The organism is Frankia tisae (assembly GCF_025403405.1).
In the GTDB taxonomy this organism is placed as follows: Bacteria; Actinomycetota; Actinomycetes; order Frankiales; family Frankiaceae; genus Frankia; species Frankia tisai.
The window spans coordinates 1-14,477 of record NZ_JANEZT010000157.1 but is presented as its reverse complement, the minus strand read 5'-3'; the positions used below and the strand labels follow the sequence as shown (position 1 = coordinate 14,477).

Annotated in this window: 15 protein-coding genes, 1 pseudogene and 1 riboswitch; of the genes and pseudogenes, 6 read left to right on the top strand and 10 right to left on the bottom strand. The window is 72.5% G+C overall.

Annotated features, from left to right (window positions below; all coding sequences use genetic code 11):
* Positions 1-222: 222 nt before the first annotated feature.
* Entirely contained in the window at positions 223-1,128 is a 906-nt protein-coding gene (locus NBZ85_RS16275; protein ID WP_261553602.1) for a TIGR03564 family F420-dependent LLM class oxidoreductase, read from the bottom strand.
* A gap of 152 nt (positions 1,129-1,280) precedes the next feature.
* Between NBZ85_RS16275 and NBZ85_RS16270 the strand changes: the two genes are divergently transcribed.
* Positions 1,281-1,808, top strand: coding sequence for a TetR/AcrR family transcriptional regulator (locus NBZ85_RS16270; RefSeq protein ID WP_261553601.1), 528 nt, complete (start codon positions 1,281-1,283; stop codon positions 1,806-1,808).
* Positions 1,809-1,845: 37 nt separating this feature from the next.
* On the opposite strand, the gene bluB is transcribed toward NBZ85_RS16270, so the two are convergent.
* Both bluB and NBZ85_RS16260 read right to left on the bottom strand, forming a co-directional pair.
* Positions 1,846-2,469 carry a 5,6-dimethylbenzimidazole synthase gene (bluB, locus tag NBZ85_RS16265; RefSeq protein WP_372517634.1) on the bottom strand — a complete coding sequence of 208 codons (624 nt, stop codon included), beginning with the start codon at positions 2,467-2,469 and terminating at the stop codon, positions 1,846-1,848.
* Positions 2,470-2,642: 173 nt separating this feature from the next.
* A riboswitch (cobalamin riboswitch) is annotated at positions 2,643-2,818 on the bottom strand.
* A gap of 57 nt (positions 2,819-2,875) precedes the next feature.
* Positions 2,876-3,640, bottom strand: a complete 765-nt coding sequence (locus NBZ85_RS16260) for an FCD domain-containing protein (protein WP_261562158.1) — start codon at positions 3,638-3,640, stop codon at positions 2,876-2,878.
* A gap of 243 nt (positions 3,641-3,883) precedes the next feature.
* On the opposite strand from NBZ85_RS16260, the gene NBZ85_RS16255 reads away from it, so the two are divergent.
* Complete coding sequence (locus tag NBZ85_RS16255) at positions 3,884-4,345, top strand: hypothetical protein (RefSeq protein ID WP_261553593.1); 462 nt, start codon at positions 3,884-3,886, stop codon at positions 4,343-4,345.
* A gap of 192 nt (positions 4,346-4,537) precedes the next feature.
* Here NBZ85_RS16255 and NBZ85_RS16250 read toward each other — a convergent pair whose 3' ends face one another.
* The gene (locus NBZ85_RS16250; protein ID WP_261553592.1) at positions 4,538-5,503 is read right to left on the bottom strand and encodes a LysR family transcriptional regulator; all 966 of its coding nucleotides are present in this window, start codon (positions 5,501-5,503) and stop codon (positions 4,538-4,540) included.
* Positions 5,504-5,606: 103 nt separating this feature from the next.
* On the opposite strand from NBZ85_RS16250, the gene NBZ85_RS16245 reads away from it, so the two are divergent.
* Positions 5,607-6,527: a TIGR03564 family F420-dependent LLM class oxidoreductase gene (locus NBZ85_RS16245; RefSeq protein ID WP_261553591.1), complete on the top strand. Its 921-nt coding sequence runs from the start codon at positions 5,607-5,609 to the stop codon at positions 6,525-6,527.
* A 174-nt stretch (positions 6,528-6,701) separates the two neighbouring features.
* Here the strand turns inward: NBZ85_RS16245 and NBZ85_RS16240 are convergent, their stop codons facing one another.
* From NBZ85_RS16240 to NBZ85_RS16230, 3 genes are read right to left on the bottom strand one after another with little or no spacing between them, the layout of a single operon-like run.
* Positions 6,702-7,559 (bottom strand): class I SAM-dependent methyltransferase, encoded by an 858-nt coding sequence (locus NBZ85_RS16240; RefSeq protein ID WP_261553590.1) that lies wholly within the window; start codon positions 7,557-7,559, stop codon positions 6,702-6,704.
* A gap of 36 nt (positions 7,560-7,595) precedes the next feature.
* Complete coding sequence (locus NBZ85_RS16235; protein ID WP_261553589.1) at positions 7,596-7,961, bottom strand: VOC family protein; 366 nt, start codon at positions 7,959-7,961, stop codon at positions 7,596-7,598.
* Positions 7,951-8,112, bottom strand: a complete 162-nt coding sequence (locus tag NBZ85_RS16230; RefSeq protein ID WP_261553588.1) for a ribbon-helix-helix domain-containing protein — start codon at positions 8,110-8,112, stop codon at positions 7,951-7,953. The genes NBZ85_RS16235 and NBZ85_RS16230 overlap by 11 nt, the downstream gene beginning before the upstream one ends.
* On the opposite strand from NBZ85_RS16230, the pseudogene NBZ85_RS32695 reads away from it, so the two are divergent.
* A pseudogene (locus tag NBZ85_RS32695) lies at positions 8,059-9,111 on the top strand (alcohol dehydrogenase catalytic domain-containing protein); the annotation flags it as partial. The gene NBZ85_RS16230 and the pseudogene NBZ85_RS32695 overlap by 54 nt on opposite strands.
* A gap of 193 nt (positions 9,112-9,304) precedes the next feature.
* Positions 9,305-9,913: a TIGR03619 family F420-dependent LLM class oxidoreductase gene (locus NBZ85_RS16220; RefSeq protein ID WP_261553587.1), complete on the top strand. Its 609-nt coding sequence runs from the start codon at positions 9,305-9,307 to the stop codon at positions 9,911-9,913.
* Between the two features lie 42 nt (positions 9,914-9,955).
* On the opposite strand, the gene NBZ85_RS16215 is transcribed toward NBZ85_RS16220, so the two are convergent.
* Positions 9,956-10,930, bottom strand: a complete 975-nt coding sequence (locus tag NBZ85_RS16215) for a LysR family transcriptional regulator (RefSeq protein ID WP_261553586.1) — start codon at positions 10,928-10,930, stop codon at positions 9,956-9,958.
* 14 nt (positions 10,931-10,944) lie between these two features.
* On the opposite strand from NBZ85_RS16215, the gene NBZ85_RS16210 reads away from it, so the two are divergent.
* The gene (locus NBZ85_RS16210) at positions 10,945-11,250 is read left to right on the top strand and encodes a Rossmann-fold NAD(P)-binding domain-containing protein (protein WP_261553585.1); all 306 of its coding nucleotides are present in this window, start codon (positions 10,945-10,947) and stop codon (positions 11,248-11,250) included.
* Here NBZ85_RS16210 and NBZ85_RS16205 read toward each other — a convergent pair.
* The gene (locus tag NBZ85_RS16205) at positions 11,134-12,720 is read right to left on the bottom strand and encodes an acyltransferase family protein (protein WP_261562157.1); all 1,587 of its coding nucleotides are present in this window, start codon (positions 12,718-12,720) and stop codon (positions 11,134-11,136) included. The genes NBZ85_RS16210 and NBZ85_RS16205 overlap by 117 nt on opposite strands.
* An 892-nt stretch (positions 12,721-13,612) precedes the next feature.
* Positions 13,613-13,966, bottom strand: coding sequence for a hypothetical protein (locus tag NBZ85_RS16200; RefSeq protein ID WP_261553583.1), 354 nt, complete (start codon positions 13,964-13,966; stop codon positions 13,613-13,615).
* Positions 13,967-14,477 lie beyond the last annotated feature (511 nt).

Genomic DNA, 14,477 nt, shown 5'->3' with positions numbered 1-14,477 from the left:
GCCCCACTCCGGGTAGCCCCGAGTAGCCCCCTCCAGCACCACAATGGCCCGGTCGGGTCCCCCACCATCGGGTGCGGACGGGCCCCGTCCGGGCGGGCGGCCCCGGGCGGCTAGGACGGCAGACTCCCGTGGTGGCGGCATGGGTACCGGCGGCATGGGTACCGGGCGCTGCGGTGACGACCGGTCCGCCCGGCCGGCGTTGTCCGTGAAGGCGTTCGGCGCTCAGCCGGCCGAGCGCAGGGCGGCGACGACCTCGAGGGTGCGCGCCCGCTCCCGCGGGTCGCCGAGCAGGTTCACGAGCACCTCGGTCGCGCCGACGTCGGCGTAGCGACGCAGGGCCCGCTCGACGACCTCCTCCGTGCCGGCGACGACCGTCTCGTGCACCTCGGACCACCCCTCGCGATCCAGGACCGCGCGGTAGGCGGGGAAGTCCGCGGCGAAGCCGAGCTGCGCCGCCACCTCGGCGCGGACCCGGTCCGGATCGGTGGTGACGCACACCCCCACCCCGATCACGACCCGTGGCGCCGGCCGGCCTGCTCCCGCTGCGGCCCGAGTGATCGTCGGCACGATGTGGTCGCCGACGGTCCGCGGCCCCGTCCACACCGTCACCGTGCCGTCGGCCAGCTCCCCGGCGGTCCGCAGCATCACCGGTCCCAGCGCGGAGACGAGCACGGACGGCGCGACGGCCACCGGGAGGTCGAGGCGGCCAACCGCGGTGACGGTCTCCCCGTGGACGTCGACCGCCTCGCCGTGCAGCAGCGGGCGCAGCACGGTCAGATACTCGCGGATATGGCGGGCCGGGTGGTCGTAGCGGTAGCCGAGCGACCCCTCGATGTACTGCTGGTGACTCGGCCCGATCCCGAGGGTGAAGCCGGCGGTGGCGACGGCCTGCACCGTGAGCGCCTGCGCGGCCAGGGTGAGCGGGTGGCGGGGATAGGTCGGCACGACGGCCGTCCCCAGCTCGATCCCGGGCACCGCCGCTGCGCCGATCGCGACCAGGGTGAGCGCGTCCCACGACGGCAGCTGGCTGAGGAAGACGCTGTCGAGACCCGCCCCGGCTGCGGTCAGGAGCTCGTTGACCACGGTTGACGGGCCCGAACCGTCACCGAGATACAGCCCGATCTTCATCATCACTCCAACCTGAACCGGAGCTTCCGATTCCTGGTGGAAGGATACATTAAACTGAATTCCTGATTCCGGTTGATGAGAGCCGGGCGAGGCAGAGGCCGGCGAGGCAGAGACCGGCGAGGCAGAGACCGGCGAGGCAGAGGGAACGGGTGATGCGAGCCGACGCGCAGCGCAACCGCGAGCTCATCGCGACCACCGCGCTCGACCTGCTGGCCCGCCGCGGGACGGCCGTCTCGATGGAGGAGATCGCCCGCGCCGCGGGCCTCGGCGTCGGCACCCTCTACCGCCACTTCCCCGACCGGCAGTCGCTGCTGGACTCCATCGCCGCCGACACCCTGCGCACGCTGCTCGCCGCGTGCCGGTCCGAGTTGTCCTCCCCCGCGCCACGCTGGCAGGCGCTGGTCCGGATCGTGGCGCGCTCCACCGGCCTGCCCCTCGCCCTGATCAAGTCGCTGACCGACGCGTCGCCGGTCGACCCGACCGTCGCCGACCTGGTCGAGGAGCTGCATGCGCTGCTCGTGGTCCTGGTCGAGGAGGCCCAGAGGGAGGGCTCGCTGCGGGCCGACCTCACCGGCGCCCAGGTGGTCGACCTGCTCAACGTCGCGGTCCGCCGGCCCGGGGCGCGGGCCGACGATCCGCTGACGACCGTGCTCCTCGACGGCCTGCGCGCCCGCCCCTGATCCGCCCAGCGCGGCGCGGCGCCCCGCCGGGCCGGCCCTACGCGGGGCGCCGCCCGGTGCCGCCGCGCCAGCGTTCGGCATGGACGGCGTCGGCCAGGGGGCGCCGACGCGCCCAGCCGTGGCGTTCCAGGTCGGGGGTGATCTCGAGGTGAGTCACGGGGCCGACGCACAGCCAGGCGACCGGGCGGATCCCGGCCGGGATGCCGAGCAGGTCCCGGACAAACGGCTCCCGGTAGAACGACACCCAGCCGACGCCGAGGCCCTCGGCGGTGGCCGCCAGCCATAGGTTCTCGATGGCCAGGCACACCGAGTACAGGCCCGCGTCGGCGATGGCGTGCCGGCCGAGGACCGCCGGTTCGCCGCGCGCGGGATCGTAGGTGACGACCAGCGACATCGACGCCGCCAGGATGCCGTCGATCCGGATCCCGTCGAAACGCTCGGCGCGCTCACCGGCCAGCGTCTCGGCGAACACCGCCCGTTCGTGCTGCACGTGCGCGTGGAAGGTTCGACGGGTCCGGTCGTCGGTGACGCCGATGAAGTCCCAGGGCTGGCTGAGCCCGACGCTCGGCGCGGCGTGCGCGGCGGCGAGGACACGCCCGAGGACGTCGGCGGGGATCGGCGCCCCGGTGAACTGGCCGCGCACGTCGCGCCGACGGTGGATCGCGTCGTAGAGGGCGTCAGCACCCGAGCCGGTCGCAGGGCCCGATCGGGCCGTCGGGACCGGCGGGACCGGCGATGCCGGGGAGTCCGGTCGGGGGGTGGTGCCGATGTCGTGGTGGCTGGGCAAGGCAGGCTCCCGCTGTCCGGCCGCCCGCGCAGGGGCGGGCGGCGTCGAGGCGGGGCCGGTCTTCGGACTCCCGGATCGACGCCAGGCCGTCCGCCTTCCCAGGCCCGAAGGCCCAGTGGCTGCGCGACGCGCGTGGACGGCGGCTTCCCGGTTACCGCGGCGGGCCCGTGCCGGACTCGCACCGGCTTCCCGATTCTCCCCGGTCGCCCGAGGCACCCCGCAAACGTTGCCGCCGCGGACACTATCAGCCGAAAAAGAACATTCTGGGCATTACCCCCTGTCAGGCCGCCGGTGCTCGAAGCCGGGTGAGGGTCTCGTCCAGTTCGGCCCGCAGGATGTCGCCGGCGCGCTCGCCATCTCCGGCGGCCACGGCGTCGACGAGGGCGGCGTGCGCGGCGTCGCCGTGATTGGGGTCGGCGGCCCGCAACCCGAGCAGGTCCACCAGCTCCGCGAGGCCCCGGCGCAGCACGGGCACGAACTCGGCGAACAGGCCGTCGAGCACCGGATTGTGCGCCGCCGCGACGACGGTCACGTGCAGGGCGACGTCGGCGTCGACGAAGTCGACGCCGTCCCCGCCGGCCGCGGCCGCCGCGGCCAGCCGGTCCGCCACCGACCAGGAGAACGGGCAGCTGGCGACGGGTAGCGCGTCATGCAGCGCACGCAGCCCCGCGCCGACCGCCTGCACGGCGCGCCCCGGGTCGGCCAGCCACCGCGCCTCGACGGCGTTACGGCCGGGCAGGCCCGCCGTGAGCAGCCAGCTTCCCGCGCCGTCCCCGCCCTGGTTCAGCACCGCGGGCACAGCGGTGAACGGCGCGGCCCACGCCAGGCGGGCCGCCTCGGCCGCGAGGTCCAGGCCGCTGCCGGCCGGCGCCCACTTGAGGAACCGGCGATCGGGCGCGCCGACGAGCTCGAACGTCAGCCCACCGAAGGCGTTGCGCCAGACGGGTCGCACCACACCACCGGCGGCCACCGCCACGACCGCCGCCGGGATCGGTGTCCCCTCCTCGACCGCCCCTCCCAGCACGGGGCCGTCATCGCCGGGCATGCACCACCTCCGCCGCCGACTGGTAGATCACGGTGACATCATTCTCCGGCCCGGTCCCCCGATGGCCGGACGAACCGGCATCGCGGCCCCGATCCGCCCACCCTGTGACCGGCCGATCCGACTCCGCTGTTCCCGACATCGCACCTTTGCCCCTCGGCTACTGTTTTGCGCGGGAGCCAGCGGGAAGGCGCACCAAGCTCGATCACCAACAGTCGCTTGCCGATCACTCATACGGGGCGATGAATGCACGGTGCGCGAAACACCGACGCGTTGGGGCGCCTGCTCGACCTCGGCGAGCAGATCCACCTCGCCGACACGGACGCCCAGGGCCGGATGCGCCTCGACCGGCTCGCCGATGTCCTCGCCGCGACGAGCGGACCGCTGATCGTGTGCGCCCAGGTGAGCAACGCGGTCACCGACATCTGCGCGCTGACCCACGACCGCGGCGGCTGGGTGCATCTCGGCGCCGACGGGGTAGCCGAGCTCGTCGAGCGGTGCTGCACGCCGGCCCGGCGGATGGCCGACCAGCTCGCCGTGACCGCGGACGCGACGGGGGCCGGCGTCCACGCGGAGGCGTCCAACCAGCGCAGCCTCGCCCTGTGGCAGCGGCTCGGGCTGCGCCGCGTCGGTCCGGAGATCACCCTGCCGGACGGCGGGCCGTCGCTGCATCCCATCCGGGGTGATCCCGGCGCCTGGTCCCGGTAAGGGCTGTCGGCTCGGGTCTCCGAGGGCCGCTACGGCGGCACCCCGGGCCGGATCTTCTACCGCGAGGGCGACGAGGTCGTGATCGTCCCCGGCGCCCGGCGCGGCCGCAATCACGACCTGGCCATCACCCGGGTCCGCCTCGACGACGACACCGCGCTCCCCGCCCTCGACTACTTTCACCTCCATGGGCGGCTACCTGACCCGCCAGCCCCAGCTAGCCCACGCCCCGCCATCCGAGCCCGTCACCTCGGGCGGCCCCATCACGGTCGAACCGAACGCGGCACCGAGGCTCTGGACACAGGTCGGCGCCTTCGCGGTGGAGACCACGAGGCAGCCGCTGGCGGTCAGCGGCGGGTCGAGCTGGATGACCGACGCCTTCAAGGTTCCGGCATCGAGGCCGGCGTCAGCGTAAGTCAGCGCCCACGTAGGCGGTCCGTTCCCGATCTCGACGAGGGTGTCCGCCGCGTCGCAGGTCGGGCGGCCCAGGCGCGGCTCGAAGCCCTCGGCCCGGCATGCGCCGAGGGCGAAGTCATGGAACGGCGGATTTGAGGCCCTCGCGGGAATACGCAACGGTAGAGCGGCCAGGTCGCGCAGACGTACCGCCGGTCGGCCGGCCAGCGGGTGCGACGCCGGCAGGGCCACCGCCACCGGTTCCGGCCACAGCTCGAGGACCTGCAGGCCCTCGCCCGCGGGGACCGCCCGCAGCAGCGCCAGGTCCATCTCTCCGCGGGCGACGGCGGCAAGCTGCTCGACGACGGGTGTCGCGACCAGCTCCAGCTCGATGTCGAGTGCGCTGTTGGTCTGTCGCAGTATCTCCAGCCCGCGTGCGAGTCGGGCGCCGAGGCCCGGGCTCATGCCGACCCGCAGGACGCGGACCGGCGTCGCGGCCAGCTCCGCGGCCACCGCGGCAACTCGGTCCGCGGCGGCGAGCGCGGCCCGGGCCTCGACCAGCAGCCGTTCGCCGGCGGGGGTGAGCCGCACCCGACGCGACGAACGATCGAGCAGCCGAAGGCCGACCTCCCGTTCCAGACGGCTGAGCTGCTGACTGACCGCGGGCTGGACGACGCGCAACCGATCGGCGGCCCGTCCGAAGTGCAGCTCCTCCGCGACGGTGACGAAGTAGCGCAGTTGCCGGAGTTCCACCGCATCAGCCTCCATCGATCAGATCCCGTTATCGCTGCACGGAAGAACTGCCCCTTGGTTGCGAAGGTTCCGTCTCGTTGACTGGCAGCACCGAAGGGGACACGTGAAGGGAGACCGCATGCGCGTGGGACTGTGGCTGGACGACGAGGACAGGCCACTCGAGGAGATCCGGAAACGGGCGGCGGCGGCGGGAGAGGCGGGTTTCGCCACCGTATGGCTGAGCGAACGCGGCGGCTGGGACCCCCTGACGCTGCTCGCCGCCCTGGGGCCCCAGCCGTCAGGCGTCCTTGTAGGCACGTCGATCGTTCGGAGCCATCCGCGGCATCCACTTGCCCTCGCCGCGCAGGCGTTGACGGTCCAGGCGGCCACCGGCAGCCAGCTCGTGCTCGGCGTCGGTCCCGGGCACGGACCTGTCGTCGAGGGTCAGTACGGCTACTCCGCGGTAGGACCCGTCGCCAACCTGCGGGAATACCTCCAGGTGCTGCTGCCCCTGCTACGCGGCGAAGAAGTCTCGTATCAGGGCCGTGCCTGGCACGCCGCCGGAGCGGTCGGTGTGCCGAATGCCGATCCTCCCCCGGTGTTCCTGTCTGCGCTCGGCCCGCACATGCTCCGGCTGACCGGAGAACTCGCCGACGGAACACTCACCAACTGGATGGGGCCGAGGTCCATCGCCGAGTACGTCCTGCCCACACTCGCCCAGGCCGCCGCCGCGGCCGACCGGCCGGTTCCCACCGTGGTCGCCGGCGTCTGTCTCAGCCTCACCCGCCACCCCGACGAGGTGCGAAGCTGGGTCCACGACCGGTTCGGCGCGGCCTCGGGCCTGCCGAGCTACCGCGCCGTCTTCGACCGCGAAGGCATCACCGGTCCCGCGGACACGGTTCTGGCCGGCGACGAGACCACGCTGGAACGCGAGATCAGCCGATTCGCGGCCGCCGGGGTCACGGAGCTGCAAGTCGTCCCCTGCGGCTCCGCCGCCGAGCAGGACCGGACGATCGAGTTCGCCGCCACCCTGGCGCTCTCAACCGGTTTCACCGCATAGCGCCCGGCGGCCGTCACCCGAGGTGGGGGCCGGCGCCGAACAGCTCGGCCAGTTTGTCGCGGCCTTGGATCGGGACACCGGCAACCGAGGCGTAGACCAGGGGCCTCGCCCTGACGGGCCGCCGCATCCGCCAGAGTCCTCCACCGGCCCGCGCCTTCCCGCTCCCGCGCCGACTCAGGTGGTCGCCACCAGCAGATGCTCCGCGCTGGAGGGACGAAGACCGTCGGCCCGGCCGGTGAAGTAGCGCGCCGCGAGGTCGCCTGCCGAGACGTGCCGGGCGTCCCGGAAGCCGGCGTCGAGGGCCAACGCCACCAGCTCGGGCGGTGCGAAGAAGCTGACGAAGGGTGTCCCGCCCGTCCGGGCGGCCAGCTCCGTCGCCTGACGGGACGGGCGTTCGTCCGCGTCGACGAGTTCCAGCGGCAGCTGGAACGTCAGGACCAGGGTGGAGCCGGGGGCGAGGGCCGCGGCCTGGCGCAGCAGGTCCGCGTTCGCGCTGCGGGTGAGATACATCGACAGGCCGTTGGCGGCCACGACCGCCGGCCGCTCAACGTCGAAACCGGCGGCGACCAGCCCCTCCCACCAGGACTGGCCCGTCTCGAAGTCGATCGGCACGAGCCGCAGCCATGTCGGCGGGCCATAGCCGAGCTCACCCAGCCGCCGTCGCTTCCATGCCTGCGGGCCGGGCTGGTCGACCTCGAACACCCGCAGGTCCGCGGCGGTCCGCGGCCGGCGCTGGGCGAAGGTGTCCAGCCCGGCGCCGAGTAGGACGTACTGGTCGACCCCGAGGCCGGCCCGCGCCACGACGAGATCCTCGGCGAACCGGGCCCTCGCCACGACGGTGGCCCGGACCCGGCTGGTGACCTGCGGATCCATGTCAGGACGGTGCTGCCAGCCGACGTCCGGATCCGCCAGCCGCAGGCCGATCCGGTCGTCGAGCACATGCGGCGGTGGGTCGATCTCGGCATGCATGGCCCGCCACAGCGCAACCCGTACCGCCGTGCCGTCGGCCTGCGACGTCCGCTCGTCCGCCATGTTGCGCCCAGTCCCCTCGATTCGGTCGAGTCGCGGCTACGCGTCGGACGCGGCTACCCCGTCGGGTAGCGGAGCCTCGAGGCTGACCGTCCGGCCGTCGGGATCCCGCACGAGCGCCTCGACCACCCCCCAGTGCCGGGCAGTGAAAGGCTGGGCGAAGTCGGGTTCCCGGTCCGGCGCGAAGGCGGTGGAGTCCGCGACCCGCAGGACGGGGTACGTCGCCAGCTCGCCCTCGTGCCGCTCGATGATGAGGATGTACGGGCCGCCGGCCGGATGGACCCACTGACCGGACCCGTGATCGGTCTCGAACACGTTCGCGAAACCCAGCGACGACCAGAACGCCGCCGTCGCACCGTAGTTGCGGGTCGTGACGTGGAATCCCTCGATTCCCTCAGTCGCCATGCGGGCGCTCCCCTCGGGCTCGGGCGACGCGCTCGAGGTACTCGGCCAACGCCACCTCAACGATTGCCGACAGCGACTGCTCGGTGTCGACCGCGTGATGCTTCACTGCGCGGATCAGATCAGGCGGCAGGTAGACGTTGAACTGCCTCACGTCGCGACCACCTGGCATGTGAGCATGCTAGCAAGCTATGAGCGGCTCGGCAACCGCGCCCGGTCCGTCGCATCGCGCTTATCCGCTCTGCTTCTGAAGATGCAGCGCCCGGCTCACGCTCAGACGGGCACCGCCACATTCAGGCGTCCTTGCTCGCCCAGGCGCGTGCAGGGCCGTTTCCTAACGGAGGTCCCGCACATGCACGTCCATAACCATTGGTTATGGCAACGGGTCCTGGACTCGCACGGAACAGCCCGGCACGGTGGTCAAGCGGTGCCCCCGACCAACCCCACTGCCGAGTCCCGAGGAGAAGGCACCATGCAGGCACTCGTCTATGACCCGGACCAGCCGTCCGGCCTGCGTCTCGCCGAGGTAGCCGAACCGGCTCCCAGTCCCGATCAGGCGTTGGTCGAGGTCCAAGCGATCTCGTTGAACTTCGGCGAACTGGCCTACCGGGCCGGGCAGGCCCAGCCTGGTGAGGTTCACGGGTGGGACGCCGCCGGAATCATCGTCGCCGAGGCCGAGGACGGCTCCAGCCCCCCGCCCGGCACGCCGGTCGTGACCTTCGGCTGGGGCGGCGGCTGGGCACGCCGCCGGGCCGTGTCCACCACAGAGCTGGCGGTGCTGCCCGCTGCGCTCGACCCGGGCGCGGCGGCGGCGCTACCCGTCGCTGGGGCAACAGCGCTACGCGCGGTCCGCCGGCTGGGTTCGGTTCTTGGCCGCAGAGTCCTGATCACCGGAGCCTCCGGTGGGGTGGGCCGGTTCGCCGTGCAGCTGTCCGCCCGGGCCGGCGCGGAGGTCGTCGCGTCGGTCGGGAGCGCAGCGCGCGGCGAGGGGCTCGACCGGCTGGGTGCCAGCGAGATCGTCATCGGCCCGGCGAATGTGACCGAACAGGTCCACGGGGTTCTCGACAACGTGGGCGGATCGCAGCTCGCCGAGGCGTTCGCCCTGCTCGAGCCGGGCGGGGTCGCGCTGGCTATCGGCAAGGCGTCCGGCCAGCCGGCCACTATCGACTACGAAATGGAACGGCGCCGGTCCGGCGACCGGCGGATCGAGCCGTTCGTCCTGGGCTTCGGACTGGCCGAGGACCTCGGCTATCTCGTCCGGTTGCTCGATCGAGGAGCTGGGATACCGCTCCTGGTAGGCCGGGGAACATGTCGTCCTGCCCAGCCCTCGGGTACCAGCATCGCCGATGGAGGCTACGGACCCGATCCTCGACCCTCTGATGCACCTGGCCTATGTGGCGGCGGCCACCCACAAGCTCGAGCTGGGCACCGGAATCGTCATCCTTCCCCAGCGCAACCCGCTGGTTCTGGCCAAACAGGTGGCAAGCCTGGACGTGCTCAGCGCAGGACGGGTGCTGCTCGGGGTCGGCGCCGGCTACCTTGAACCGGAGATGACCGCCGTCGGGGTGCCGATGGCGGGCCGTGGCCGTCGCACGGACGAGTACCTGGACGCCATGACATCACTCTGGCTCGATCCCCAGCCCTCCTACGAGGGGCGGCACGTCTCGTTCGGGAACGTCGACGCGCACCCCCGGCCCGTGCGCCCAGGCGGACCACGGATCGTGGTCGGCGGCCACAGCCCGGCCGCCTACCGGCGCGCGGTCACTCGCGGGCATGGATGGTTCGGCAACGGCACGGTCGCCGACCTCGCCACACACCTGTCCGGACTCACCGCGGCAGCGGCCGAGATCGACCGGCCGGCCCGGCTCGGCCGGTTGGAAATCGTCTACATGCAGCTCGATCCGGTCGAGGTCGACGCGGACTCGCCTCGCCGGCACGCCGCCCTCCCCCACTGACCTCCACGGGCGCACAGAGTCAGGCACCCAGCTACAGACTCCTCACGCAGGTCCAGCGACGACGTCCGTGGAATCGCACCCGTCCCAGGCGCCGGTGGGAGCCGGCTCGGGGAGATCGGCCAAGCTATCCGAGGCGACGGCGACGTGTCCCTCCGTGACCAGTTGGTCCAGGTAGTCCGGGAGCACAACCGCGGCGGCTCCCGGTCGACGGGCCACGTCACCGACTGGACTGTCCGGCTCGCTGTCCCCGACAGCCAGGCGGACGGCCCGCGCGTAGGCCTGGACGAGCGGACGACGATCATCGGCATGCCATGCCACCGCCAACTGGCTTGGCGAGATGCCGACGACGGGGCGGGTGACGACATCTCCGCGGGTGACCAGCGGGGCGTTCCCCGTCGCCAGCAGGCAGACGCCGTAGCCACCGACAAGCGCTTCGTACGTCTCGTCCGCGCCCGCTATCTCGGCGCCGATCACCGGCGGGCGTCCGCCGCGGGCGTCGAGCGCGAGCCAGTAGTCCCGCAGCCGTCCTGCGCTGCGCGGCAATGCCAGGAACGGCTCGTCGAGCAGGTCGGCGAAGTCGACGGTCTCCCTGGATGCCAGCCGATGTGTCCGGGGCATGGCGACGAGGCGCGGTTCCGCGGCGACGACAATCCACCTGTAACGCTCGGCGTCACCGAGCGGCAGCCAGACAAAGGCCACGTCGCTGGATCCGCTCGCCAGTCCGGCGGTCGAGTCGTCCCAACTGACCTGGCGCAGCATGAGCCGGACGTCGGGCACCTCGGCGGTGAGCCGTGAGGTGATCGCCGGCATCAGACCGCCACGACCAGGACTGGTGCTCATGCCGACGACCAGGGTCGCGCGCTGCTCCGCCTTGGCTCGCTCGGTCGCCTCCCGCGCGGCGTCCCATTCGGCCAGCACGCGTCGGGCATGGGGTAGCAATGCCACGCCCACCGGCGTCAGCCGGACCTCCCGGCGGTTCCGCTCGAACAGGGATGCGCCGAGATACCGCTCCAACATGCGGATCTGTTTACGTGGTCGAGCCGGGCTCCTTCCGGACCGGACTGTTCGGCGGTAGTTCCGCGAGCGCCGAGACGGCCGTCTACGCCGACACCGTCGGCCCGACCCGGCGAATGATCGAGACCAGCAACGGCGTCCAGCCCGGCGATCCGGCGAAGGCCGCGGCGGCGATCCTCACCGCGCTGGACGCGCCCCGGGTTCCCCTACGCCTTCCCCTCGGCTCCGACGCGGTCGACGCGATCACCGACCACCTCGACGGCGTCCGCGCGAACATCACCGCCTGGGAGAAGATCGCCCGCGACACCGCGATCGACGCCTGACCCCGCGCCCGCAGCGGGGCGGCGCCGCTGAATGGGCCGTTCGAGCAGGTAGTACGACGCAGCCGCCAGGGCTACCGAGATGACGCCGACAGCCACGACCGCCGGCCACCGGCCGAGCGCCCCGGTCAGGCCGTGGCCCCAGTGCGCGACCACGGGGAAGTGCCAGAGGTAGAAACCGTAGGAGACCTGGCCGAGCCAGGCCAGCGGGCGGGCGGCGAGGGCCCGGAACAACCAGCTCGTCGTCGCTGCCTGCTCCAGGGCGAGGATGAGGGCGCCGGCGAGCAGCGCGATCACGGTGTAACCGCCGCGGGACAGCAGGGCCGACCGCTCGCCCCAGCCGCTCGGCGCGGTCATCGTCGCCACCGCCAGCAGCGCGAGCGCAGCCGGACCGGCCACCGGCAGGACGGCCATGACACGGTCAAGACGCCGCCGCCGGCGCAGCGCCGCGCCATCCTCACCGGCCGCGCCATCCTCACCGGCCGCGCCATCCTCACCGGCCGCGCCATCCTCACCGGCCGCGCCATCCTCACCGGCCGCGCCATCCTCACCGGCCGCGCCATCCTCACCGGCCGCGCCGCGTCGCGCCGCCCGCAGCCAGGCGGCGAGTGCGCAGCCGACCAGCAGCGCGTCGGCGCGGGTGTCCAGGGCGAAGTACGTCCGCGTCCCCGCAGCCCCGGACGTGACCAGCACGTTGCGCCACAGCGCGACGCCGGCCACCCCGCCCAGCAGGACCACGGGCAGCCGGCGGACCAGCCACGGCCAGCGGCACAGGGCCACCAGCACCAGCGGCCACAGCAGGTAGAACTGCTCCTCCAACGACAGCGACCAGGTGTGCCCCAGCCAGCCGGCCCCCGTGCTCTGCCGCACCACCTGGAAGTAGTTGTTCAGATACAGCGCCGAGGCGGCCAGGCTGTCGAGGAACTCGGTCCGCTCGCCGGCCGTGCCGATCCCCAGCAGCACGACCGCCGTGAAGCCGACGAGGGCCAGCAACCAGAACGCGGGCAGCAGCCGGTAGGCCCGTCGGAGGTAGAACCGCGTGAGGGACATCCCACCGGTCCGATCCCGTTCGGCGAGCAGCTGCCCGGTGATCAGGAAGCCGCTGAGCACGAAGAACACGTCGACACCCAGGTAGCCGCCGGGCAGCAGGTCCATGTGGAACACGAGCACGCAGAGCACCGCGAGCGCCCGGACGCCGTCCAGTGCGGGGTTGCGGCCGCCGCGCCTGTCGCCGCCCCGCTGCGGAGCCCCGGCTGCCCGGGCTGCCCGAGCAGCCCGTTTTTCGGCGGCGGTCGGGCCGGTTGGCCTGGTCGGACCGGACGGCTGGACCTTCGGCCGCGGCTGGCCGGGCAGCCGCGGCGGCGGGTCGGCCAGCAGGGTGCCTGTCCGGCGGTCCGCCGCTGCCGGGCGACCGTGCGCCAACGCGGTGACGCGGTGCGGTCCACGTTCCGAGTCGTGTCCGTGGTCAGCCATTCACGCTCCTCTCAGAGCTGTCGGACTGCCCGTCTCCTGCCTGTTTCCCCCCTTCTATCCCGTCAACCTGGGCGTTTACTGTCAGGCGGACCCGGCCACCGCGACCACGAGCCTGACCCTGGGCATCCGCAGCACTACGCATCGAAGTCATTCCCTGTGGGCGCGGGTCTAGCTGTCGTCGTCCAGCCGAGTCCTGCGGCAAGCCGAGGGCGCGGCGGTCGGCAGATAGGTTGGCCCCGTGCGAGACAAGGGCACGAACTCCACGAACTCCACGAACGTCCGGGCGGCCGTCCTGTCCGCCGCCGCCATCGGGGGCATGGCCGGCGCAGCTCTCGCCGCTCACCGAGGGCGACGCGGGGTCGGCCTGGGCGGCCTCACTGGAGCGGCCGCGCTGGCGGCATCCGAGGCGGTCGCCCGTGCTCGGCAGCGGCCGGGCGAGATACCCGCCCTGTGGCAGCGGACAGCGACCAGTGCGGCGCTCGTCGCCCCCGCCGGGTGGGCGGCTGGGCAGCGCCGGCCCCCTCGCGGTGGGCGCGGCGACCGGAGGCGGCCGCCTTCATCACGATGGCGGCCTACCGTAGCGTCTCACCGCTGGTTTTTCGCGACCCACAGGTGAGCCTGCTCGCCGAACGGATCCCCGCGGAGCGGCTGCCCTTCATCGTGCCCCCGCCGGCGTCGACCCGCTGGTCCGCGAGTTCTACGAGCACACCACCCGGTTCACCCTCGACATCGTGCCCCGATGGCGGCTGTGGGTGCGTCCCGGCATCCCTTTTCTCGTGCTTCACTACCGCATCACCCGCAGGCGCCCGACCCCCGGATGAGACCCCGTCCGCTCGTCAAACCTCGGCTGCCGTACCGGGGCCCGCCCCTCGGGCCCCGGTACGGCCCGGGGTTACCCGGCTGCGATCTGTGTGGTGGTCTTCAGGTCCGCGCTGACGATGTACTTCACCGTGACGCCGAGCCTGGTGCCGACCACGAGATAGGACCCGTCGGAGTTCTTGCGCACGCTGGTGACCACGACCAGCGAATCCTTGGCGTTGATCGCCGCGGTCACCTTCGCCAGCTCACCCGCCGACAGCGACGTGTTCACCGATGTGGCCAGCCCGCTCGCGCCGTTCCCGCCCGCCCCCGCCTGGACGCCGGCGGACAGCCCCGTGCTCGCGCTCGCCATCGTCGCACCGCCGAAAACAAGTCCCGTGGCGGCGGCGATGGTCGTGAAGGCGAGGCCGATCTTCTTAGCTGGCATTATTTATGGCTTCCCTTCGCGCGGGACTGGCCGACAGCCGGCCCGCCCCATACTCTCCAGACATCAGTCGACAACCCGCCCGTTTCCCCTGGCCGACCCCGTGCGTGGTTCCGAGAATTTCCAGCGCATACCCACGAGCTTTTCTGTCTACCAGTGGGACGTTACGGGTGTGTCGAGAAGGACGCTACCCACGGGCCGGCAGACCCCGGCTTCGGAAAGCCTGTCGTCAGGCCGATAGTTTGTGGATCCCTCGGCTCTGTGCCAGGTCGAGAAGGGTGCCGTTACCAGGCTCACAGCACATGTACCTGACCAATGAGGCGACGGTCGGGTGTGACGGTCGTCCCGGCAGCGCGCTTTCCGATGTTCACGGACCGGCCGAAGAACTGGCCGCCGGACCGGCGATGCCCGCATCACCAGGTCACGTCCACCGGCGAAGCAGCGACCGAAGGTGAACGGCTCGTACGTCGTGTCCAGCGCGGGCCGGTGAGGGTCCGACGACCCGACCCGACCC

Coding starts and splice junctions, on each gene's coding strand:
- NBZ85_RS16250 (WP_261553592.1), bottom strand. CDS start 5,503: ATGGAGGCTGATGCGGTGGAACTCCGGCAACTGCGCTACTTCGTCACC.
- NBZ85_RS16235 (WP_261553589.1), bottom strand. CDS start 7,961: ATGGCGACTGAGGGAATCGAGGGATTCCACGTCACGACCCGCAACTAC.
- NBZ85_RS16245 (WP_261553591.1), top strand. CDS start 5,607: ATGCGCGTGGGACTGTGGCTGGACGACGAGGACAGGCCACTCGAGGAG.
- NBZ85_RS16205 (WP_261562157.1), bottom strand. CDS start 12,720: ATGGCTGACCACGGACACGACTCGGAACGTGGACCGCACCGCGTCACC.
- NBZ85_RS16220 (WP_261553587.1), top strand. CDS start 9,305: ATGGAGGCTACGGACCCGATCCTCGACCCTCTGATGCACCTGGCCTAT.
- NBZ85_RS16270 (WP_261553601.1), top strand. CDS start 1,281: ATGCGAGCCGACGCGCAGCGCAACCGCGAGCTCATCGCGACCACCGCG.
- NBZ85_RS16275 (WP_261553602.1), bottom strand. CDS start 1,128: ATGAAGATCGGGCTGTATCTCGGTGACGGTTCGGGCCCGTCAACCGTG.
- NBZ85_RS16215 (WP_261553586.1), bottom strand. CDS start 10,930: ATGTTGGAGCGGTATCTCGGCGCATCCCTGTTCGAGCGGAACCGCCGG.
- NBZ85_RS16240 (WP_261553590.1), bottom strand. CDS start 7,559: ATGGCGGACGAGCGGACGTCGCAGGCCGACGGCACGGCGGTACGGGTT.
- NBZ85_RS16260 (WP_261562158.1), bottom strand. CDS start 3,640: ATGCCCGGCGATGACGGCCCCGTGCTGGGAGGGGCGGTCGAGGAGGGG.
- NBZ85_RS16200 (WP_261553583.1), bottom strand. CDS start 13,966: ATGCCAGCTAAGAAGATCGGCCTCGCCTTCACGACCATCGCCGCCGCC.
- NBZ85_RS16255 (WP_261553593.1), top strand. CDS start 3,884: ATGCACGGTGCGCGAAACACCGACGCGTTGGGGCGCCTGCTCGACCTC.